The sequence below is a fragment of the Erwinia phyllosphaerae genome (assembly GCF_019132875.1).
Classification (GTDB): Bacteria; Pseudomonadota; Gammaproteobacteria; order Enterobacterales; family Enterobacteriaceae; genus Erwinia; species Erwinia phyllosphaerae.
This window is the reverse complement of record NZ_JAHSPF010000008.1, coordinates 1-20576: the sequence shown is the minus strand read 5'-3', so window position 1 is coordinate 20576 and position 20576 is coordinate 1. Positions and strand designations below refer to the sequence as shown.

Here is a 20576-nt window from a genome sequence, read left to right as displayed (position 1 = left end):
GGAAGACAATCATGATGAAACTAAAACGCGTCCACGCCATTAACTGGAACCAGATTGAAGATGAAAAGGATCTGGAAGTCTGGAACCGCCTGACCTCTAACTTCTGGCTGCCGGAAAAGGTGCCGCTGTCTAACGATATTCCGGCCTGGAACGGCCTGAGCCACGAGGAGCAGCAGCTTACCATCCGCGTCTTTACCGGCCTGACGCTGCTGGATACTATTCAAAATAGCGTCGGCGCACCGGCGCTGATGGCGGATGCGATAACGCCGCATGAAGAAGCGGTGATGTCCAATATCAGCTTTATGGAAGCGGTGCATGCACGCTCCTACAGCTCTATTTTCTCTACGCTTTGCCATACCAGCGATGTCGATACGGCCTATCAGTGGAGCGAAAATAACGCTTTCCTGCAGCGAAAAGCCGACATCGTGCTGGAACATTATCATCACGACGATGCGCTGAAGAAGAAAATTGCCAGCGTATTTCTGGAGTCCTTTCTGTTTTATTCAGGCTTTTATCTGCCGATGTACTGGTCAAGCCGCGGCAAGCTGACCAATACGGCTGATTTGATCCGCCTGATTATTAAAGATGAGGCGGTTCACGGCTATTACATTGGCTATAAGTATCAAAAAGCGCTGGAAAAAGAGAGTCAGGCCCGCCGTGACGAACTGCAGCAGTTTGCCGTTGAGCTGCTGCTGGCGCTGTATGAGAACGAGCTGGCCTACACCGCCGACCTGTATGACGGCGTAGGCTGGAGCGAAGAAGTGAACAAGTTCCTGCATTACAACGCTAACAAAGCGCTGATGAATCTGGGCTACGAGGCGCTTTTCCCGGCTGATTTGACCGATGTTAATCCGGCCATTCTTGCCGCCCTTTCGCCCAATGCCGACGAAAACCATGACTTTTTCTCGGGCTCCGGTTCATCCTACGTCATGGGTAAAGCGGTGGATACCGAAGACGCAGACTGGGATTTTTAGCGCTAAAGCGGAGGGAGAGTTTCCCTTTCTCCCTCCGTATTACTGTTTTTTATTGATCGCCCGTTCAATAAAAATTTATTCCGCCCTGTTTCCCTGTTTACGCCTTTTTTATTTAGCGCTTTACCTTCCTTTTCCACGAATAATTTCCCGGCCCGGATCTCTTTTCTGCAAGAAATATCACTCTTTTTTCCCGCAAAGAAATTCCCGCTCATCCCTTACCCCCTCTGGCATTTACAGAGATTCAGGTCTCACTGACAAAGCGCCCGCGCCGCGCAAAGGGTTGCCTCAGGCTGAGAGTGTGTTAGGGTATAGGCCGCTAATATTTAACCAGGACGTTCTGATATATAAGAAAATTAACTGATAATCAGGAATAAAATAAGTGCATGGCTATTAAACTCGAAGTAAAGAATTTATATAAAGTATTTGGGGAAAATCCCGATCGCGCTTTCAAGCATATCGAAAAGGGAATCAGCAAAGAGGCTTTGCTTGAGAAAACTGGGCTTTCTCTTGGCGTAAAGAACGCCAGTCTGGCCATTGAAGAAGGCGAGATATTTGTGATCATGGGCCTTTCCGGTTCCGGCAAGTCCACCATGGTTCGCCTTCTCAATCGTCTGATAGAACCCACGCGCGGCCAGGTTATTATTGACGGTGTCGATATCGCCAAAATATCTGACAGTGAACTGCGTCAGGTTCGCCGAAATAAAATCAGCATGGTATTCCAGTCATTTGCTTTGATGCCTCACCTTACGGTGCTAAATAATGCCGCCTTCGGCATGGAATTAGCTGGCGTCCCCTTGCAGGAGCGACAGGAAAAAGCGCTGGAGGCGCTGCGTCAGGTGGGCCTGGATAATTACGCGCATGCCTATCCGGACGAATTATCTGGCGGTATGCGCCAGCGCGTTGGATTAGCCCGCGCGCTGGCGATTAATCCGGATATATTATTGATGGATGAAGCATTCTCAGCACTTGATCCGCTAATTCGCACCGAGATGCAGGATGAGCTGGTAAAACTACAGTCCCGTCATCAACGCACCATCGTATTTATTTCTCACGATCTGGATGAAGCGATGCGTATTGGCGACCGCATTGCCATTATGCAGGGCGGCGAAGTGATTCAGGTGGGCACGCCCGATGAAATTCTGAATAACCCCGCCAATGATTACGTGCGCACTTTCTTTCGCGGCGTAGATATCAGCCATGTCTTCAGCGCCAAAGATATCGCCCGCCGCAGCGCCAGTGCCCTGATGCGTAAAGCGCCGGGCTTTGGCCCGCGTTCGGCTATCAAGCTGTTGCAGGACGAAGACCGCGAATATGGTTACGTGCTGGAGAAGCAGAAATTTGTTGGCGTGGTGTCCACGGATTCGCTAAAGGCCGCGCTGGCTGCTGGCGGAGGTCTGGACCAGGCCATTCTGCCCTCGCCTGCCGCGATGCCGGCGGACACCTCGCTTAACGATTTGCTGTCGCATGTGGCGCAGGCTCCCTGTGCGGTGCCCATCGTCGGAGAAGATAACCAGTATGTCGGCATCATTTCCAAAGGCATGTTACTACAGGCATTAGATCGCGAGGGGAGCCAGCCATGAGTACACAAGTTATCGACCCGTGGCAGGCTGCTTCTGCTCAACCTGCCGCACAGAATAGCGCGGCGGCTGACACCGCGGCGCAAAGCACGACCAGTGCACCAGCAACGGATGCTGTTCACGGCAGCGCCAACGTGACGGATACAGCGCAGGCAACCACCAGCCCGTCCGATGCCGCAGCAGCCAGCGATCCCTGGTCCAGCAGCGCTTCTGCTGCATCAGACAGCGCCAGCAATGCCACCAGCACTCCTGCTACGGACAGCGCCAGCAATGCCAGCGGCGCTCCTGCTGCGGACAGTGCCAGCGGCGCGGACGCCTGGGGTACGCCCGCCGGTAGCCATGACGCTGCGGCCAGCACGCATGATGCTGTAGCAAGCGGCGGCGACTGGCTAAACAGCGCGCCAGCCCCGCAAGCGGAACACTTTAGCCTGCTCGATCCTTTTCACAAGACGCTGATCCCCCTGGATAGCTGGGTAACCAGTGGGATCGACTGGATCGTCACGCACTTTCGTCCGCTTTTTCAGGGCATTCGCGTGCCGGTGGACTACATCCTTAGCGCCTTCCAGCACTTTCTGTTGGGCATGCCGGCACCCGTGGCCATCGTGCTGTTTGCTCTGATTGCCTGGCAGATTTCCAGCTTTGGCATGGGTCTGGCCACGCTGGTTTCGCTGGTGGCTATTGGCGCTATCGGTGCCTGGTCTCAGGCGATGGTGACGCTGGCGCTGGTACTGACCGCCCTGCTGTTCTGCATGATAATCGGATTACCGCTGGGCATCTGGCTGGCGCGCAGCGATAAGGCGGCGAAATTTATTCGCCCGTTGCTGGATGCGATGCAAACAACGCCCGCCTTTGTCTATCTGGTGCCTATCGTGATGCTGTTTGGCATTGGCAACGTGCCGGGCGTAGTGGTCACCATCATTTTTGCCCTGCCGCCCATTGTGCGCCTGACGATCCTGGGCATTAAGCAGGTTCCTGCGGATTTAACCGAGGCCGCCGAATCCTTCGGTGCCAGCCCGCGTCAGATGTTGTTTAAAGTGCAGCTGCCGCTGGCAATGCCAACCATTATGGCGGGCGTTAACCAGACGCTGATGCTGGCCCTGTCGATGGTGGTTATCGCCTCAATGATCGCCGTTGGTGGTCTTGGCCAGATGGTGCTGCGCGGCATTGGCCGCCTGGATATGGGGCTGGCGACCGTCGGCGGCGTGGGCATTGTGATACTCGCCATCATTCTTGACCGCCTGACGCAGTCCGTTGGCCGCGACAGCCGCAGCCGTGGCTCGCGTCACTGGTATGCCAGTGGCCCGCTGGGCCTGCTCACTCGTCCTTTTAGCAAATAACACTCTTTTCTGGCGGCGTATCGTCGCCGCCAGCTTCCTCTTAAAAAAATAAGGAACGACTATGCGTAAAGCACTGTTAGCCGCCGCCTTCACCACGCTGGCCTTACCGGCTTTTGCCGCCGATCTGCCGGGAAAAGGCATTACCGTTAAGCCCATTCAAAGCACCATCACAGAAGAAACTTTCCAGACGCTGTTAGTCAGCCGCGCGCTGGAAAAACTGGGCTATACCGTGGAGCAGCCGAGCGAAGTGGATTACAACGTTGGCTATACCTCGCTGGCGTCCGGCGATGCGACTTTTACCGCCGTTAACTGGCAGCCGCTGCATGACGATATGTATAAAGCGGCGGGCGGCGACGCAAAATTTTATCGTCAGGGCACCTACGTTCAGGGCGCAGCCCAGGGCTATCTGATCGATAAGAAAACCGCTGAGAAATACCACATTACCCGCCTCGATCAGCTTAAAGATCCCAAGCTGGCGAAGCTTTTTGACAGCAATAACGACGGTAAAGCGGATCTCACCGGCTGCACGCCCGGCTGGGGCTGCGAAGCGGTTATCAACCATCAGATCAAAGCCTATGGCCTGAGCAATACGGTAGTACATAACCAGGGGAACTACTCGGCGATGATTGCCGACACCATTACCCGCTTTAAAGAAGGCAAACCGATTCTTTATTACACCTGGACACCTTACTGGGTCAGCGACACGCTGGTACCGGGTCGCGATGTGGTCTGGTTACAGGTGCCGTTCTCGGCAATGCCGGGCACCCAGAAAGATATGGATACGAAACTGCCTAACGGCGCTAACTATGGCTTCCCGGTCAACAGCATGCACATTGTGGCCAATAAAGCCTGGGCGGAGAAAAATCCGGCGGCGGCTAAACTGTTTGCCGAGATGAAGCTGCCGCTGGCCGATATCAATGCGCAGAACGCGCGTATGCATCAGGGCCAGTCCAGCGAGGCGGATATTAACGCGCACGTTGACGGCTGGATTAAAGCGCACCAGGCGCAGTTCGACGGCTGGATCAAGGATGCGCTGGCGGTTAAGTAGATGCGGGTTGCCTCGTTTTGCTGATGGATAACCTCATCGCCTGAAGCGCCAGGAAGCACGGCCAGAAAAGTAAGGTACTCCGCGCCATGGATGGCGCGAGCTACACAATCAAGGAAAATGCTTTTTGCATTTTTATCGTCTGGCCAGATTCCCTCTGGCAGGCAAGTTTCCTCTCCGCTGCACCAGCGCACTATTTTTCTGAACTGATTAGCTTTGTAAATAATTCTGTAAATAAAATAGTTTTTCAGGTTACTATCCAGATATCCTTTTTAAATTTCTGATTATTACCATGAAATCCCCTCAGCCCGGTCTTAGTTCCGCCCTTGTCGCCCTGATGTCTGTCGCCACAGGCCTTGCCGTCGCCAGTAACTACTATGTGCAGCCATTACTGGAAACCATCGCACGTACCTTTGAGCTTTCCATTAACCAGGCCGGCTTTATCGTTACCACCGCTCAGTTGGGTTACGCCGCAGGATTACTGCTGCTGGTGCCGCTTGGCGATATGCTGGAGCGCAAAGCGCTGATTGTCGTGATGAGCCTGCTGGCCGCAGGCGGTATGGTGATTACCGCACTGTCGACGGATATCTCCATGATGCTGCTGGGTACGGCATTAACCGGGCTGTTTTCCGTAGTGGCGCAGCTCCTGGTACCGCTTGCCGCCACGCTGGCCGCGCCGGAAAAACGCGGCAAGGTGGTCGGTACGGTCATGAGCGGCCTGTTACTGGGGATTTTGCTGGCCCGTACCGTAGCTGGCGCGCTGGCGCAGCTGGGCGGCTGGCGTACCGTTTTCTGGGTCGCCAGCGTATTGATGGTGCTGATGGCGCTGGCGCTGTGGCACTATCTGCCCCGCTATAAGCAATCGGTACCGCTTAACTATCCTCAGCTGCTACGTTCCATTTTTACGCTCTACTCCACCACGCCGATGCTCAGAACCCGTGCTATCACCGGCTGTCTGGCCTTCGCCAACTTCAGCATCATGTGGACCTCAATGGCGTTTCTGCTGGCTTCGCCGCCTTATGGTTATTCGGAAGGTCAGATTGGCCTGTTGGGCCTGGTCGGCGCGGCCGGTGCGCTAGCAGCACGCCAGGCGGGATCGCTGGCCGACAAAGGCAAAGCACGCCTGACGACTACCGTTGGCCTGCTGATCATGCTGGTTTCGTGGGCCTTTACCGCTGCCGGCACGCATTCGCTACTGGCGCTGATCGTCGGCATTATCCTGTTAGATCTGGCGGTTCAAGGCGTGCATATTACCAACCAAAGCGTGATTTACCGTGCCATGCCGGAAGCCCGTAACCGCCTGACCGCAGGCTATATGACCAGCTATTTTGTTGGCGGCGCGGCCGGTTCGCTGCTGTCTGCTTCGGCTTATCAACACGCTGGCTGGCACGGCGTCTGCGCGGTCGGTGCTTTCATCACCGTACTTAATCTGTTGAACTGGTGGCGCGGATCGCGCTACGAGCTTAACGTGCCTTAACCATTCATCAACAAATTGCAACATTTTCAGCGCGGCTGGCCTGTTAAGCGTTTACACAGTCTGGTATGGTTAGCAGTGTACTTATTCAGAATGGTTATTTTTTCTCATGAAACTATTAAGTTTCTAACTGGATCAGACGCCTTGTTACGAAACGAGCGCTTCGCTATCAGGCGCGCTCGTTAATAAATTGCGAGCGGCACTGCTGCCGGTTGCAGCGATCGCCCGGCGTTATGGCTGGCATAAATTGATGCTCTCCGCGCCCGATCGTTTTGCCTGCCTCAAAGGCTGGGTTTTACAGGTAAAAAACCTGAAACGGTATCCCGTTTTGATACCGCATAGCGCCCTGGGTTAAGGAATGACCTGGACATTACGGATGGCAAGCCCGGCATTAACCGGCAGGATTATTCTGACCGCCATTGTTACAATACCAGTTGCAACTTATGAGGTTCCCCCAGATGGAAAGTTCGTTTACCCCCATTGAACAGATGCTGAATTTCCGCGCCAACCGCCAGAAAGATTTTCCTTTACAGGAAATCATGCTGACGCGGCTCTGTATGCATATGCAGAGCAAACTGCTGGAAAACCGCAATAAAATGCTCAAGGCGCAGGGGATTAACGAGACGCTGTTTATGGCGCTGATTACGCTGGATGCGCAGGAAAATCATAGTATTCAGCCTTCTGAACTCAGCGCGGCGCTGGGTTCGTCCCGTACTAATGCGACCCGCATTGCCGACGAGCTGGAAAAGCGTGGCTGGATTGAGCGTCGCGAAAGCGATAACGATCGCCGCTGCCTGCATTTGCATCTTACCGAAAAGGGTAATGAGTTTTTGCGCCAGCTGCTGCCGCCTCAGCACCAGTCGCTGCAGCTGCTCTGGTCTGCCCTTAGCTCTGCTGAAAAGAGCCAGCTGGAAGGTATTACCCGCAAGCTGCTGGGTCGTCTTGACAGAATGGACGAGGAAGAAGCGCTTACCGCCCTTTCTCGCTAAACGCCCAGCTAATAGCATATTGTGCGACGCAACTTCCGCCGCTAATCGCTATTTTAGCCGCAACCTAATTTATGCCAGCGCTAATCCGCTGGCATTTTCAAATCCGTCAACGGCACAGACCAGGCAGGAAACACGTGGAGAAAACCATGAGTGCAGAAGCACAACAAACGCAGCAGTCCACCAATAACAAGAAAAAACGCAAAGGCGCGTTGATCATTCTGGCCGTGGTGTTCGCGGTAATCGGCATCGCCTGGCTGGTTTACTGGTTTATGGTGCTGCGCCATTTTCAGGAAACTGACGACGCCTATGTGGCGGGCAATCAGGTGCAGGTAATGGCCCAGGTTTCCGGCAGTGTAAATAAAGTCTGGTTTGATAATACCGATCGCGTACGCAAAGGCGACGTGCTGGTCACGCTGGACAAGACCGACGCCGAACAGGCTTTTGAAAAAGCGCAGACCGCGCTGGCCACCAGCGTGCGTCAGACGCATCAGCTGATTATCAACGGCAAGCAGTATCAGGCGACTATTGAACTGCAAAAAACGGCCCTGGCGCAGGCGCAGGCTGACCTTAAGCGCCGCGAGCCGTTAGGTGCCGCTAACCTGATTGGCCGCGAAGATTTACAGCATGCGCGTGATGCCGTTGCTACCGCTCAGGCTCAGCTGGACGTTGCGGTGCAGCAGTATAATGCTAATCAGGCCGCTATTTTAAATACCTCGCTGGAAAACCAGCCTGCGGTCAAGCAGAACGCGGCCGAAGTACGCGATGCCTGGCTGGCCTTACAGCGTACCGAAATTGTCAGTCCGGTTGACGGCTTTGTCGCCCAGCGCAGCGTACAGGTTGGTTCACAGATTGCCACGACCACGCCGCTGCTGGCTGTGGTGCCAGAGAAAAATCTCTGGGTGGACGCCAACTTTAAAGAAACGCAGCTGGCCGACGTTCGCATTGGTCAGCCCGCCACCGTAACCAGCGATATCTATGGCGATGACGTGGTCTACCACGGCAAGGTTGTCGGACTGGATATGGGGACAGGCAGCGCGTTTTCCTTGTTACCTGCGCAAAACGCCACGGGTAACTGGATTAAAGTAGTGCAGCGCTTGCCGGTACGTATCGAACTGAATGCCGATGAGGTTGCCCGTCATCCGCTGCGTATTGGTCTCTCTACTTTGGTTAACATCGATACCACCCATAAAGACGGCAGCGTGCTGGCCACCAGCGTTCGCAGTAAACCGGCCTATGAAAGCAGCGCGCTGGCGCTGGATCTGGCTCCGGTTAACCGGCTGATTGCCGACATTATTCACGCGAACGCAGGCTGAGGCCGTTATGGCACAAAAACCGCTTGAAGGGACGCCGCTGGTCCTGATGACCATTGCGCTGTCGCTGGCAACCTTTATGCAGGTGCTGGATTCCACCATCGCTAACGTCGCCATTCCGACTATTGCCGGTAACCTGGGCGCGTCTAACTCTCAGGGCACCTGGGTAATTACGTCGTTTGGCGTGGCAAACGCGATTTCGATTCCCGTCACCGGCTGGCTGGCTAAGCGCGTCGGCGAGGTAAAATTGTTTCTCTGGGCTACGGCGGCTTTTGCCGTGGCTTCCTGGCTGTGCGGAATGTCCAACAGTCTGGGGATGCTGATTTTCTTCCGCATCATTCAGGGCGTGGTCGCCGGCCCGTTAATTCCGCTGTCGCAAAGCCTGCTGCTTAGCAATTACCCGCCGGCAAAACGCAGTATCGCCCTGTCGCTTTGGGCAATGACGGTGATTGTCGCGCCGATTTGCGGCCCGATCCTGGGCGGCTGGATCAGCGATAACTACCACTGGGGCTGGATTTTCTTTATCAACGTGCCTATCGGTATTGCGGTGGTCATGCTGACGCTGCAAACGCTGCGCAACCGGGAAACGGCAACGGTGATCCGCCCTATCGATTCGGTGGGGCTGGTGCTGCTTATCGTTGGTATCGGCTGCCTGCAGATGATGCTGGACCGGGGTAAAGAGCTGGATTGGTTCAGTTCGCCGGAGATCGTCACTCTGACCATTGTGGCCGTGGTCGCGCTGGCGGTGCTGCTGGTCTGGGAGTTGACGGACGACCATCCGATTATTGACCTGTCGCTGTTTAAGTCGCGCAACTTTACCATTGGCTGTCTGTGCATCAGTCTCGCCTACATGCTCTATTTTGGCTCGATAGTGCTGTTGCCGCAGCTGCTGCAAGAGGTCTACGGCTATACGGCGACCTGGGCCGGGCTGGCTTCCGCGCCGGTGGGCGTACTGCCTGTTATCCTTTCGCCCATTATCGGACGCTTCGCGCATAAGCTGGATATGCGCAAGCTGGTGACGTTCAGCTTTATCATGTATGCCATCTGCTTTTACTGGCGAGCCTATACCTTTGAGCCGGGTATGGATTTTGGCGCATCGGCCTGGCCGCAGTTTATTCAGGGCTTCGCCGTGGCCTGCTTCTTTATGCCGTTAACGACCATCACGCTGTCCGGCCTGCCGCCGGAAAGACTGGCGGCGGCATCCAGCCTGTCAAACTTTACGCGAACGCTGGCGGGTTCAATTGGTACGTCGATCACCACGACGATGTGGACAGATCGGGAAGCCATGCATCACAACCAGCTGACAGAGTCAGTGAATGCTTACAATCATAATTCGCAGGAGATGTACGGCAAGCTACAGCAGCTGGGAATGAGCCACGATCAGGCGTCATCATGGATTGCGCAGCAGGTTACCAATCAGGGGCTGATTATTTCCGCTAATGAGATTTTCTGGGCTTCGGCAGGCGTCTTTTTGTTTTTGCTGGTGCTGGTGTGGTTTGCTCGTCCACCGTTTAGTTCAGGTGGCGGCGGAGGCGGCGCTCACTGATTTTACGCATAAAAAAAACGGGCCGCGATGGCCCGTTTTTATGGCTTAAGCGTTCTGACGCCACCATTCTGCAAGCAGAATGCCGGTGGCCACGGAAACGTTGAGGCTCTCAACATTACCGGTTCCGCCAATTGAGACGCTAAGATCGCCCTGCTCCAGCGTGCTGTCTGACAAACCTTCGCTTTCCTGCCCCAACACCAGTACCATTTTTGCCGGCAGCTCAACGTTTGAGAGCAGCTGGCCCTGATGGCTGGAGGTGGTCACGATGGTATAGCCCGCACGACGAAACGCATTCAGACCCGCCGCAAAGCTTTCATCGCTGATAGCCTGCACGTGTTCCGCTCCGCCTTCCGCCGTACGGACTGCCGCACCGGATTCCAGCAGTGAGGCATCCTGCACCAGCAAACCTTTCGCACCAAAATGCGCACAGCTGCGCATAATGCCGCCCAGGTTATGCGGGTTGCCGATATCTTCCAGCGCCAGCACGCAATCTTTTGCCGGTGCTTTGGCCAGCCATTCACGTACCGGCATGCCGGAACGTTTTTTGATCAGGAAGCAGACGCCACCATGGTGCTCGGTACCGGACGCTTTCGCCAGCTCCGCTTCGTCTACTACATGGTAGGCTTTGCGGTTAGCAGCCATCCACTTCAGCGCGTCACGGAAGCGCGGCGTCACGCCCTGGACAAACCAGGCGCGCACGATGCAGTCCGGACGACTCTGGAACAGCGCCTGACAGGCGTTCTCGCCATACACGCGCGTTTCTTCCATACGCTGACGACGGATCTGCTCCGGATCGATATAGCTCTTGCCGCTGATGCCGCCGTGATCCGGTTTATCATCAACCGCTGAAGGCGCACGTGAAATGGTGCGCCACGGTGAATCGCCTGGTGCTACGTCGCGATCGCGCCCGCCACGCGGCTTACTTTCTGCGTCTCGTGAAGGACGACGATCGCCTTTTGGGCGCACTCCGCCTTTCCCGGTACGGGGATTTTCCCCGCGCTTACTGCCTTCTTCTTCGCCGCGGACATACATCACTTTGACTTTGCCGCTTTTACCTTTAAATTCGTCGTTCATTTTCCCTCCACCTGGCTGAGCGCGAAGCGCGCAGATTACCTGATGTGGCACTGCTTAGCTATTAACTTCCGAGAAAACCTGGTTTGCGTGCCCGCCTGTCAGTCCTTACCTATTATACCCATTGAACAAATCTCTTTGTTGCCGAACGTCAGGACGACCATAATTATCGCTATCGTTTCCGAAATAAGGTAAGTAAATACTTACCACCAACTGAGGTAGAGCTATGAATACGGTTTGTGCTTCATGCCAGGCAACTAATCGCGTGCCGCAGGAGCGAGTTGCGGACCATGCGAAATGCGGCCGCTGCGGCAGCGAGCTGTTTAATGGTGAAGTCATTAACGCCACCACCGCCACGCTGGATAAATATTTGCAGGACGACCTGCCCGTCGTGGTGGATTTCTGGGCGCCCTGGTGCGGCCCCTGCGTTAATTTTGCGCCAGTATTTAAAGACGTTGCCGGCGAGCGCACGGGTAAAATGCGGTTTGTGAAGGTGAATACCGAAGCGGAGCCTGAGATCAGCGCGCGTTTTCGTATTCGTAGTATTCCAACCATTATGATCTTCAAACAGGGCCAGATGGTGGATATGCTCAGCGGCGCCATGCCAAAAGCCCCGTTCAACGAATGGCTGGACGAAAATCTTTAAGGCCGTTCGGCCCTACTGTTTTACCCGTTTTTCTGCCAGAATGGCGTTTTCCCCAGACAAAGTATGATGACTGAAAACGCCGTTCTTCGCCTGCGTGCCGAGCGCCTTGCCCGCGCCACCCGCCCTTTTCTCGCTCGCGGCAACCGAATTCCCCGCTGCCAGCGCTGCTTATTACCAAAAAAGAACTGTCTGTGTGCCACGCTACAGCCTGTGGCGGCGCGTAGCCGTTTTTGTCTGGTGATGTTTGACAGCGAACCCATGAAGCCCAGCAATACGGGGCGCCTGATCGCCGATATTCTGCCGGATACCCTGGCGTTTGGCTGGTCGCGCACCGAGCCCGACCCGCGACTGCTGGCGGCGGTTACCGATCCTGACGTCCAGCCGCTGGTGGTGTTTCCAGAATCTTACGCCGACGCTGGTCGTCCGGTGCTGAATACGCCGCCGTTAAGCGGCAAACCACCGCTGTTTATTATGCTGGATGGCACCTGGACGGAAGCCCGGAAGATGTTCCGTAAAAGTCCCTGGCTGGACGCGCTGCCGGTCATGTCGCTGACGCTTAGCCGTCCTTCAAATTACCAACTCCGCGAGGCGCATGCCGAGGGTCAGCACTGTACGGCAGAGGTTGCAGCAGAGCTGTTGTTACAGGCGGGCGATAACGCCGCAGGCAACGCGCTTTTTCAACACTTCGATCTGTTTCGCGAGCGCTATCTGGCCGGCAAGCCGCACCATCCTGTTCATCAGCAGAAAACCTTGTCTCTCTGATCGCCCATTCGCAGACAGTCAAAAAACGGGGCGGCCTGATGAGGGCCGCCCCGTTTCTGATTTATGGCATTAACCTACCTTGTCCCAAGCCTCGCTCCAGTGCGAACCAGTTCCCGGCGCGTAAGCCCATGCGGCTCCGGCACACCAGCCGGTGTAAGGATGAGGTTTACAGCTGTAGACGCCGCCTGACGCGGTCACGGTGTCGCCTGCTTTATAAGGCGTACCTTCGACGTAGGCTGGATAAGTCGGCGCATCTGGTTTTTCAGGCTCTGGTGGCGTATCCGGCTTCTCCTCTGTGATAGCCAGAGAAAATATAGCGTTCGCCCTGTACTGCCTGTTGCTTGCGGAGGCTTCAAGCTCTACCTGATAGCTACCGGCAGCCACGTGCTGCGTATCCAGAGTAAAGGTTGACTGATGGGAAAGCTCTACGGCTTCGCCATTGCGGCGAAGAACCCATAGCCAGGTATCCGGCTTAAAGTTTCCTTCGCTGCTGAAGGTGGCTACCTGACCATGCGCGACGCTATTTTTACCGGTAATTGTGGCTTCGGCTGGCACCACGGTAACGGTAACCGTCTTGCTGTCCGTTTTTCCGTGAGAGCCGGTGGCCGTCAGCTCATACTTTGCCGTTCCCGTTTCTCCGGCCGGGAAAATAGCACGGGCTATGGCTACTTTGCTCTCCTGAACAACCGGGCCGGATTCACCTTCCTGCAGGGCAAAAACACCGTTACCCGTCAGGCTTTTCCAGACCATCTCTTTACCCTTACTGGCACTGCCGTCCAACAGGCGAATGGTCGCTTCGTTTTGACGGGCAATAACAGTGAAGTTCTGCGGCACAACGGCTACCGGATCAACGTCTTCCTCATTTTCCGCATCGGCAATATTCTGGATCCGCACGTGTGCGCCCTGAGCATCCACTTTCAGCAGAGTAATGCGTTTACCAGAAAGCAAATCATCAATTGATTTGCCCGGCATTAACGGTGCGTCGCTCATTCCGCCAGCGCTGCCCGGTGTGGTATCCACCAGCTGATTAGTAACTTTGCTACCAAATGTGGCAATGCGTACAATCACGCCGTTAACGAACGGGCTGTCTGTCGCCCAGTCCTCAAAACCTTCGGAAGGTTGACGATATTCCAGCGTCAGATAGCTGCCGTTGCTGCGCAAAACCCTTAACCCTTTAATATTATTATCATTATTAAAAAGCGGTGCCAGCGTGTAGTCGCCATCATTTTTAATTGCCGGAAACTGTTCTGCGGTTAGCCAGCCGGTATATAAAGCGTAAGGGGCCGGATAGAGCCGACGGCCGCCGCCGTTCATAGAATCAGAAGGGTCGCTGGCTGCAGTGCTTTTGCATTTATCGTCAAGCTGCACCACGCCATGATCATCTACGCTACAGTTTTCCAGCGAGGTAGCGTGCGGAGCGCCCAGGCTATGCCCGAACTCGTGCTGCCACATCCAGTGCTTTTCGCCACTGTTATTGCCTATGATCCAGTTACCCGGCATGGACGCCAGTCCTGACCATGAACAAGGGGATGAAGGAAGATCGACAAAAAAGTAATCGTATCCGCTAAGATTGATGCCTTTTTTCTCTGCCAGTTTTTTTGCCTGCTCAACCACGCTACTGGAGCAGGTTGTCGGACGTGGGCCAAGGTTAATATCGCTGACGACATCGCCTGTTAGCGTTAGTTTACCGTGAGAAGCGATACGTACCGCACTGGCCAGCGAACTGGTATCGTGCCCGGTACCAAATACGGCCAGCTTCATTCTTTCCAGCGGATTAGCAGCCCGATCGCTGTAATGGCTATGTATGACAAGTACTTTCTTCGCGCCCGTTACCGGACGAGTGTGGACCATATCCGGGAGTGACAATTGCCATGAAAACGCACTGGTCTGGCTCTCGCTTACCATTGCCAGGCGATTTGCAGAATGTCCCAGAACTTCCTTTTTCCCCAGATCTTCACGATATTTGTTTTTTAGCGTATAGAATAAATCTGTTTGCTTATCGATCTGGCGAGGCGTAATCTGCCATGCTCGGTAAGATGAATAACCGCTGCCCGAGCATTCCATCATAGCTGGCGTTGTGCCGGTCGTCCCCAGGCAATATTCCGTACTTTCCCCAGCCAGTGCCTGACTGGTAATTTTAAAATAACCAACCATTTGCGGGGAAACTTTCCAGCGCTGACGCGTTGTATTTTCGCAAGTAGAAAAAGCTACGTTTTTATTGTCTGCATTGAGGGTAAGACAAAGGCTATCACCCGCAGACCGTTCTTTTATCGTGCTGTATTCTTCAATGCTCTCACTGCGTAGAGTAACCAGTCCGTCACCGGCACTCTTGCCTTTAACCGTATCGTTTTGCTGAGATAAATTATTTACCTGGGCTTTTATTTTTTTATTTACGTGGGCATAGCCTGACGCAGGCGCAATAGCCAGAGACAGGAGCATGCACAGTAAGGTTTTATTTAATTTTACCGTTTTATATCCATTAAAATATTCAGCCGCTTCTTGTTGTTGCTTAAGCTGCAAGCTATTACTTTTTATAAATTGCATTCTGTTACCTTTATTACCGCCAGATGCGCGCCCTGTTTTATGAAAGTATTTATTATCATCGATGTTATCCTTATCAAGAATAACGTTGATTTTAATTGACGAATAATTATCAACCGGCATTCAGCCAAAGACAATTTCAATAATTAACAGGCCAGGCTAAAAATTAGATGTAAAGCGCCATTTAAAAAGTCTGCCAAATGTAGTGAATTAAGTTACAGGGAATGATTACTGCTCCACAATTATCGCTGACCAGAGACAGGATTTTATAGCGGGTGAAAAAGCTCAGCCCGCCGCTTTATGCGGTCGATCACAATTTCGCTACAGCGCTGCCAGGCGGATGGAGGTAAACTCAATTTTTCTCTACCGGAGCCCGCTATGAGCCAACAAGGACTGGAAGCGCTGTTACGACCTCAATCCATTGCGGTGATCGGTGCTTCACCCCGGCCCGAACGAGCAGGTTATTTGATGATGCGTAATCTGCTGGGCGGCGGCTTCAGCGGCTCCGTGCTTCCCGTGACGCCGAAATATAAAGCGGTTTGCGGCGTGATGGCCTGGCCTGACGTCGCCAGCTTGCCCTTTGCGCCTGACCTGGCGGTAATTTGCACTCACAGTCGTCACAATCTTCTGCTGCTGGAAGCGCTGGGTAAGTGCGGCTGTAAAGCCTGCATTATCCTCTCTTCGCCAGCCAGCCAGCGTGAAGCGCTGAGAGCCTGCGCCAGCCAGTGGCAGATCCGTCTGCTTGGCCCCAACAGCCTGGGACTGCTTGCGCCCTGGCAAGGCCTGAATGCCAGCTTTTCTCCCGTCCCCATTGGCAAAGGCAAGCTGGCTTTTATTTCCCAGTCTGCCGCCGTTTCCAATACGATTCTGGACTGGGCGCAGCAGCGGCAGCTGGGTTTTTCCTGGTTTATTGCGCTGGGCGATAGCCTGGATATTGATGTGGATGACCTGCTCGATTTTCTGGCGCGCGACGGTAAAACCAGCGCCATTCTGCTTTGCCTGGAGCAGTTAAGCGATGCCCGACGTTTTGTTTCAGCGGCGCGTAGCGCGGCCAGAAATAAACCCGTGCTGGTGATTAAAAGCGGTCGTTCGCACCAGGCCCGTCAGCTATTGGGGACAGGCGGCCTTGACGGCGCATGGGATGCTGCTATCCAGCGGGCTGGCCTGTTACGTGTGCAGGATACGCATGAGCTCTTTTCTGCCGTAGAAACATTGAGCTATATGCGGCCGCTGCGTGGCGAGCGTTTAATGATTATCAGCAACGGCGCCGCACCAGCCGCGCTGGCACTGGATGCGCTCGACGCGCGTGGCGGCAAGCTGGCTACGCTAAGTGAAGATTTGCGTGCAACGTTACAAAGCCTGCTCCCGGAAGAGATCCGTGTTGGTAATCCGCTGGATCTAAAAGATGACGCTACCGTGGAACGGTATCATCAGGCGGTCTCCCTTCTGCTGGCAAGCCATGATATTGATGCTCTGTTAGTGATTTATGCGCCAAGCGCCGTTGCGCCTGCCACGCTAACGGCACAGCGCGTCATCGACGCCGTAGCTGATCACCCACGCGGTAAGCAAATTGCGCTATTAACTAACTGGTGTGGCGAGTTCTCAGCTCCTGAAGCTCGCCGCTATTTTAGCGAAGCGGGTATCCCTACCTACCGTACGCCAGAAGGCGCTACTACGGCGTTTATGCACATGGTAGCGTATCGACGCAATCAAAAGCAGCTGCGAGAGACGCCCGCCCTACCGGCTGACCTGGCTCTTAATACCGCAGAAGCCCATCAGCTTATCCGTCAGGCGCTGGAGCAGGGCATTACCACACTGGATACGCATGAGGTACACGGTATTCTACAGGCTTACGGCTTAATCACGCTGCCGACATGGATAGCCAGCGATAGCGCCGAGGCGGTGCAAATAGCCAGCCAGGCAGGCTATCCGGTCGCGTTGAAGCTGCGTTCCCCCGATGTCGCACATAAGTCTGATGTTCAGGGCGTGATGCTTTATTTACGGTCGGCCAGTGAGGTTCAGCAGGCAGCGGAAGCTATTATCGATCGGGTTAAGCGTACCTTGCCGCAGGCGCGCATTGACGGCTTGCTGGTGCAAAGTATGGCTAATCGCGCTGGCGCTCAAGAGCTGCGCATTGTGGTGGAGCACGACCCTGTTTTTGGGCCGGTCATCATGCTGGGTGAAGGCGGCACGGAATGGCTGACGGAGCAGCAGGCCGCCATGGCTTTGCCGCCGCTAAATATGGCGCTTGCCCGCTATCTTATTATTCAGGCAATTAAAAACGGTAAGATCCGCAGCCGCGGCTCGCTTTCGGGGCTGGATATCGCCGGACTCAGCCAGGTACTGGTACAGGTTTCCAATCTGATCGTAGACTGCCCGGAGATCGTGCGGCTGGATATTCATCCGCTGCTGGCGGCGGGAGAAACCTTTTCTCTGCTCGATGTCACCATGCAGCTCGCCGCTTTTCATGGCGACCCCGAAGCGCGTCTGGCTATTCGCCCCTACCCTCATCATCTGGAAGAGACGGTGAAGTTAAAAAGCGGCGAGTCGCTGCTGTTCCGGCCGATTCTGCCTGAAGATGAGCCTCTGCTACGGCAGTTTATTACCCGGGTAACGAAAGAAGATCTTTACTACCGCTACTTCAGTGAGATCAACGAGTTTACCCATGACGATTTGGCTAACATGACGCAAATCGACTACGATCGAGAAATGGCCATTGTGGCAGTTCGTCCACAGCAGCAGGAGATTGTTGGCGTGACGCGTGCTATTTCAGACGCGGATAACGCAGATGCAGAGTTTTCCGTACTGGTGCGCTCCGATCTTAAAGGACAGGGACTGGGAAGAGAGTTACTGGAAAAAATGATCGATTACGCTCGCCAGCACGGCCTGCAGCAGCTTAACGGCATCACCATGCCCGGCAACCGGGGCATGATCGCGCTGGCGCGTAAGCTCGGGTTTAGCGTTAATATTCAGCTTGAAGATGGCATCGTCACGCTTTCACTGGCTCTGAAAACAGGCTAATCATGTCTGGAAACGTAAAACTGCCCACAGCGCGGCAAACTTTTGATACTATCAGCGGTTATGGTGATGATTTTATGGCAAAAGGCCATTCTATGAACAGAGAAGAAACGCACTGTGATGCTGTCTAAATTCAAACGTAACAAACACCAACAGCACCTTGCGCAACTGCCAAAACTGTCTCAGTCGGTTGCTGATTTCACCACGCTGTATTCGCCTGCGGACTTTCGACAAACGCTGCTGGAAAAAATAGCGGCAGCGACGCGGCGTATCTGCATTGTTGCCCTTTATCTGGAAAACGATGACGGCGGGCGTTCCATTCTTTCCGCCCTTTACGCGGCTAAACGTCTCCGCCCGGAGCTGGATATCAGAATACTGGTGGACTGGCATCGCGCACAGCGCGGCCGGATAGGTGCCGCACATAGCGCGACTAATGCAGACTGGTATTGCGAAATGGCGGAGCAGAACGCGGATATCGCTATCCCCGTTTACGGCGTACCGGTCAACACGCGCGAGGCGCTGGGCGTTCTGCACCTTAAAGGTTCGGTCATTGATGACACGCTGTTTTATACCGGCGCGAGCCTGAATGATGTCTATCTTCATCAGCATGAAAAATACCGCTACGATCGTTATCAGCTGATTACTAATCCCGTGCTGGCTGATACGTTGCTGAACTGGATCGATGTTAACCTGATACAGGCCGAAGCCGTTCACCGTCTCGACCAGCGCGAGCGCCCTAAAAGCCCGGAAATCAAAAACGAAACGCGCCAGTTCCGCCAGGAGCTACGCGGCTTCGACTATGACTTTACGGGTGATGCCAATAACGAGCAGCTGGCGGTTACGCCGCTGGTTGGTTTAGGTAAGCGCAGCCTGCTTAATAAGACAATTTATCATCTTATGCCCTGTGCCGAGCAGAAGTTAACGCTCTGTACGCCTTACTTCAACCTGCCTGCTATCCTGGTACGTAATATCATCTGGCTGCTGCGCCGTGGAAAAGAAGTCGAAATCATCGTGGGCGATAAGACAGCGAACGACTTCTATATTCCTCAGGATCAGCCATTTAAGATTATTGGCGCACTTCCCTACCTGTATGAAATCAATCTGCGTCGTTTTCTGAGTCGTCTGCAATACTATGTCAGCAGCGGGCAGCTTACCGTGCGGCTGTGGAAAGATGACGAGAACAGCTATCACCTTAAAGGAATGTGGGTGGATGACGAGTGGATGTTGATTACCGGCAACAACCTGAACCCTCGCGCATGGCGGCTGGATCTGGAAAATGCGGTACTCATTCACGATCCTCTACAGGAGCTGGCCGCTCAGCGAGAGAAAGAGCTGGGTCTGATCCGTGAGCATACGACCGTCGTGCAGCATTATCGCGATCTGGAAAGTATTGCTGATTATCCGGTTAAGGTCAGAAAACTAATCCGTCGTTTGCGGCGTATTCGCATCGACAGATTGATCAGCCGCATTCTGTAACTTCTATACTAAGCCTTGTTAACCTGACAGGGCTTTTTTATGCGCATTTTTTCTCTTCTCCTTCCTCTGCTGTGCTGTTCTGGCTGTACACACCTGGCGCACGACAGCTGGACCGGCAAAGATAAGGCCGAACACTTTTTTTCCTCCGCTTTCCTTTCTGCTGCAGGTGCCGAATACGGTGAACGTCAGAACTGGCGTGAAAGCCACAGCGGCAGTTTTGGCCTGCTGTTTTCCGTCAGCCTGGGCGCATCGAAAGAGCTTTATGATAGTCGTGAAGGCGGCTCGGGCTGGAGCTGGAAAGATTTTAGCTGGGACATAGCGGGGGCTGCGACTGGCTATACGCTCTGGCATGCGGCCAGATGAGCCGCTTTTATTAGTGGCCAGGATCTTTGCTCTCCCGGATAGCATCGGCAAAACTTATATACAAACATCGGTTTTTTGCGCAGAAATGCAAAGTGCTGCCCCAGAAAGCAGATTTCCTGACGCACCAGTGCAAAGTACCGCTATCAGAAGCGGCTTTCTGACACATAAGTGCGGAATGCTGCCCAGAGAAGCGGGTTTGCGGCGCACAAATGTAAAATACTGCCATTTAAAGCGGGTTTCGTGACGCACAAATGCAGAGTGCTGTCCTGAGAAACAGGTTTCCTTACGCACCAATGCAAAAAACCCTGACCGTGAGGTCAGGGTTATCGCAGTTTGATGCCTGGCAGTTCCCTACTCTCGCATGGGGAGGCCCCACACTACCATCGGCGCTACGGCGTTTCACTTCTGAGTTCGGCATGGGGTCAGGTGGGACCACCGCGCTAAAGC

The 20576-nt window shown here is 54.3% G+C and carries 15 protein-coding genes and 1 rRNA gene; 13 read left to right on the top strand and 3 right to left on the bottom strand.

Annotated features, from left to right (window positions below; all coding sequences use genetic code 11):
• Positions 1-14: 14 nt before the first annotated feature.
• From nrdF to emrB, 8 genes are all read left to right on the top strand, one after another.
• Complete coding sequence (nrdF, locus tag KUE00_RS14545; RefSeq protein WP_246760790.1) at positions 15-974, top strand: class 1b ribonucleoside-diphosphate reductase subunit beta; 960 nt, start codon at positions 15-17, stop codon at positions 972-974.
• Positions 975-1357: 383 nt separating this feature from the next.
• A complete protein-coding gene (proV, locus tag KUE00_RS14540) occupies positions 1358-2554 on the top strand; it encodes a glycine betaine/L-proline ABC transporter ATP-binding protein ProV (RefSeq protein ID WP_246760615.1) in 1197 nt (398 codons plus the stop codon).
• Positions 2551-3888, top strand: coding sequence for a glycine betaine/L-proline ABC transporter permease ProW (gene proW / locus KUE00_RS14535; RefSeq protein ID WP_246760614.1), 1338 nt, complete (start codon positions 2551-2553; stop codon positions 3886-3888). The genes proV and proW overlap by 4 nt, the downstream gene beginning before the upstream one ends.
• Before the next feature lie 61 nt (positions 3889-3949).
• Entirely contained in the window at positions 3950-4936 is a 987-nt protein-coding gene (gene proX, locus KUE00_RS14530) for a glycine betaine/L-proline ABC transporter substrate-binding protein ProX (RefSeq protein WP_246760613.1), read from the top strand.
• Between the two features lie 289 nt (positions 4937-5225).
• Positions 5226-6410: an MFS transporter gene (locus KUE00_RS14525; protein WP_246760612.1), complete on the top strand. Its 1185-nt coding sequence runs from the start codon at positions 5226-5228 to the stop codon at positions 6408-6410.
• A 455-nt stretch (positions 6411-6865) separates the two neighbouring features.
• Positions 6866-7396, top strand: coding sequence for a transcriptional repressor MprA (mprA, locus tag KUE00_RS14520; RefSeq protein ID WP_246760611.1), 531 nt, complete (start codon positions 6866-6868; stop codon positions 7394-7396).
• 146 nt (positions 7397-7542) lie between these two features.
• Positions 7543-8709, top strand: a complete 1167-nt coding sequence (gene emrA, locus KUE00_RS14515) for a multidrug efflux MFS transporter periplasmic adaptor subunit EmrA (RefSeq protein WP_246760610.1) — start codon at positions 7543-7545, stop codon at positions 8707-8709.
• Between the two features lie 7 nt (positions 8710-8716).
• A complete protein-coding gene (gene emrB, locus KUE00_RS14510; protein ID WP_246760609.1) occupies positions 8717-10252 on the top strand; it encodes a multidrug efflux MFS transporter permease subunit EmrB in 1536 nt (511 codons plus the stop codon).
• A gap of 45 nt (positions 10253-10297) precedes the next feature.
• On the opposite strand, the gene KUE00_RS14505 is transcribed toward emrB, so the two are convergent.
• Complete coding sequence (locus KUE00_RS14505) at positions 10298-11326, bottom strand: tRNA/rRNA methyltransferase (protein ID WP_246760608.1); 1029 nt, start codon at positions 11324-11326, stop codon at positions 10298-10300.
• A 223-nt stretch (positions 11327-11549) separates the two neighbouring features.
• Between KUE00_RS14505 and trxC the strand changes: the two genes are divergently transcribed.
• A complete protein-coding gene (gene trxC, locus KUE00_RS14500; protein ID WP_246760607.1) occupies positions 11550-11969 on the top strand; it encodes a thioredoxin TrxC in 420 nt (139 codons plus the stop codon).
• Between the two features lie 66 nt (positions 11970-12035).
• Positions 12036-12731, top strand: coding sequence for a tRNA-uridine aminocarboxypropyltransferase (locus tag KUE00_RS14495; protein ID WP_246760789.1), 696 nt, complete (start codon positions 12036-12038; stop codon positions 12729-12731).
• A gap of 69 nt (positions 12732-12800) precedes the next feature.
• Here the strand turns inward: KUE00_RS14495 and KUE00_RS14490 are convergent, their stop codons facing one another.
• Positions 12801-14885, bottom strand: a complete 2085-nt coding sequence (locus KUE00_RS14490) for a hypothetical protein (RefSeq protein ID WP_246760606.1) — start codon at positions 14883-14885, stop codon at positions 12801-12803.
• Between the two features lie 765 nt (positions 14886-15650).
• On the opposite strand from KUE00_RS14490, the gene KUE00_RS14485 reads away from it, so the two are divergent.
• From KUE00_RS14485 to KUE00_RS14475, 3 genes are all read left to right on the top strand, one after another.
• Positions 15651-18293, top strand: coding sequence for a bifunctional acetate--CoA ligase family protein/GNAT family N-acetyltransferase (locus KUE00_RS14485; RefSeq protein WP_246760605.1), 2643 nt, complete (start codon positions 15651-15653; stop codon positions 18291-18293).
• A gap of 117 nt (positions 18294-18410) precedes the next feature.
• Positions 18411-19766 carry a CDP-diacylglycerol--serine O-phosphatidyltransferase gene (gene pssA, locus KUE00_RS14480; protein WP_246760788.1) on the top strand — a complete coding sequence of 452 codons (1356 nt, stop codon included), beginning with the start codon at positions 18411-18413 and terminating at the stop codon, positions 19764-19766.
• 39 nt (positions 19767-19805) lie between these two features.
• Positions 19806-20129 (top strand): YfiM family lipoprotein, encoded by a 324-nt coding sequence (locus tag KUE00_RS14475; protein ID WP_246760604.1) that lies wholly within the window; start codon positions 19806-19808, stop codon positions 20127-20129.
• Positions 20130-20467: 338 nt separating this feature from the next.
• On the opposite strand, the gene rrf is transcribed toward KUE00_RS14475, so the two are convergent.
• Positions 20468-20576, bottom strand: a 5S ribosomal RNA gene (gene rrf, locus KUE00_RS14470); the annotation flags it as partial.

Bases quoted from the DNA above. Each gene is read 5' to 3' on its own strand.
- proV (WP_246760615.1), top strand. From the start codon at position 1,358: ATGGCTATTAAACTCGAAGTAAAGAATTTATATAAAGTATTTGGGGAA.
- trxC (WP_246760607.1), top strand. From the start codon at position 11,550: ATGAATACGGTTTGTGCTTCATGCCAGGCAACTAATCGCGTGCCGCAG.
- emrB (WP_246760609.1), top strand. From the start codon at position 8,717: ATGGCACAAAAACCGCTTGAAGGGACGCCGCTGGTCCTGATGACCATT.
- proW (WP_246760614.1), top strand. From the start codon at position 2,551: ATGAGTACACAAGTTATCGACCCGTGGCAGGCTGCTTCTGCTCAACCT.
- KUE00_RS14505 (WP_246760608.1), bottom strand. From the start codon at position 11,326: ATGAACGACGAATTTAAAGGTAAAAGCGGCAAAGTCAAAGTGATGTAT.
- mprA (WP_246760611.1), top strand. From the start codon at position 6,866: ATGGAAAGTTCGTTTACCCCCATTGAACAGATGCTGAATTTCCGCGCC.
- pssA (WP_246760788.1), top strand. From the start codon at position 18,411: ATGCTGTCTAAATTCAAACGTAACAAACACCAACAGCACCTTGCGCAA.
- KUE00_RS14490 (WP_246760606.1), bottom strand. From the start codon at position 14,885: ATGGTTGGTTATTTTAAAATTACCAGTCAGGCACTGGCTGGGGAAAGT.
- emrA (WP_246760610.1), top strand. From the start codon at position 7,543: ATGAGTGCAGAAGCACAACAAACGCAGCAGTCCACCAATAACAAGAAA.
- KUE00_RS14495 (WP_246760789.1), top strand. From the start codon at position 12,036: ATGACTGAAAACGCCGTTCTTCGCCTGCGTGCCGAGCGCCTTGCCCGC.
- KUE00_RS14475 (WP_246760604.1), top strand. From the start codon at position 19,806: ATGCGCATTTTTTCTCTTCTCCTTCCTCTGCTGTGCTGTTCTGGCTGT.
- KUE00_RS14525 (WP_246760612.1), top strand. From the start codon at position 5,226: ATGAAATCCCCTCAGCCCGGTCTTAGTTCCGCCCTTGTCGCCCTGATG.
- KUE00_RS14485 (WP_246760605.1), top strand. From the start codon at position 15,651: ATGAGCCAACAAGGACTGGAAGCGCTGTTACGACCTCAATCCATTGCG.
- nrdF (WP_246760790.1), top strand. From the start codon at position 15: ATGAAACTAAAACGCGTCCACGCCATTAACTGGAACCAGATTGAAGAT.
- proX (WP_246760613.1), top strand. From the start codon at position 3,950: ATGCGTAAAGCACTGTTAGCCGCCGCCTTCACCACGCTGGCCTTACCG.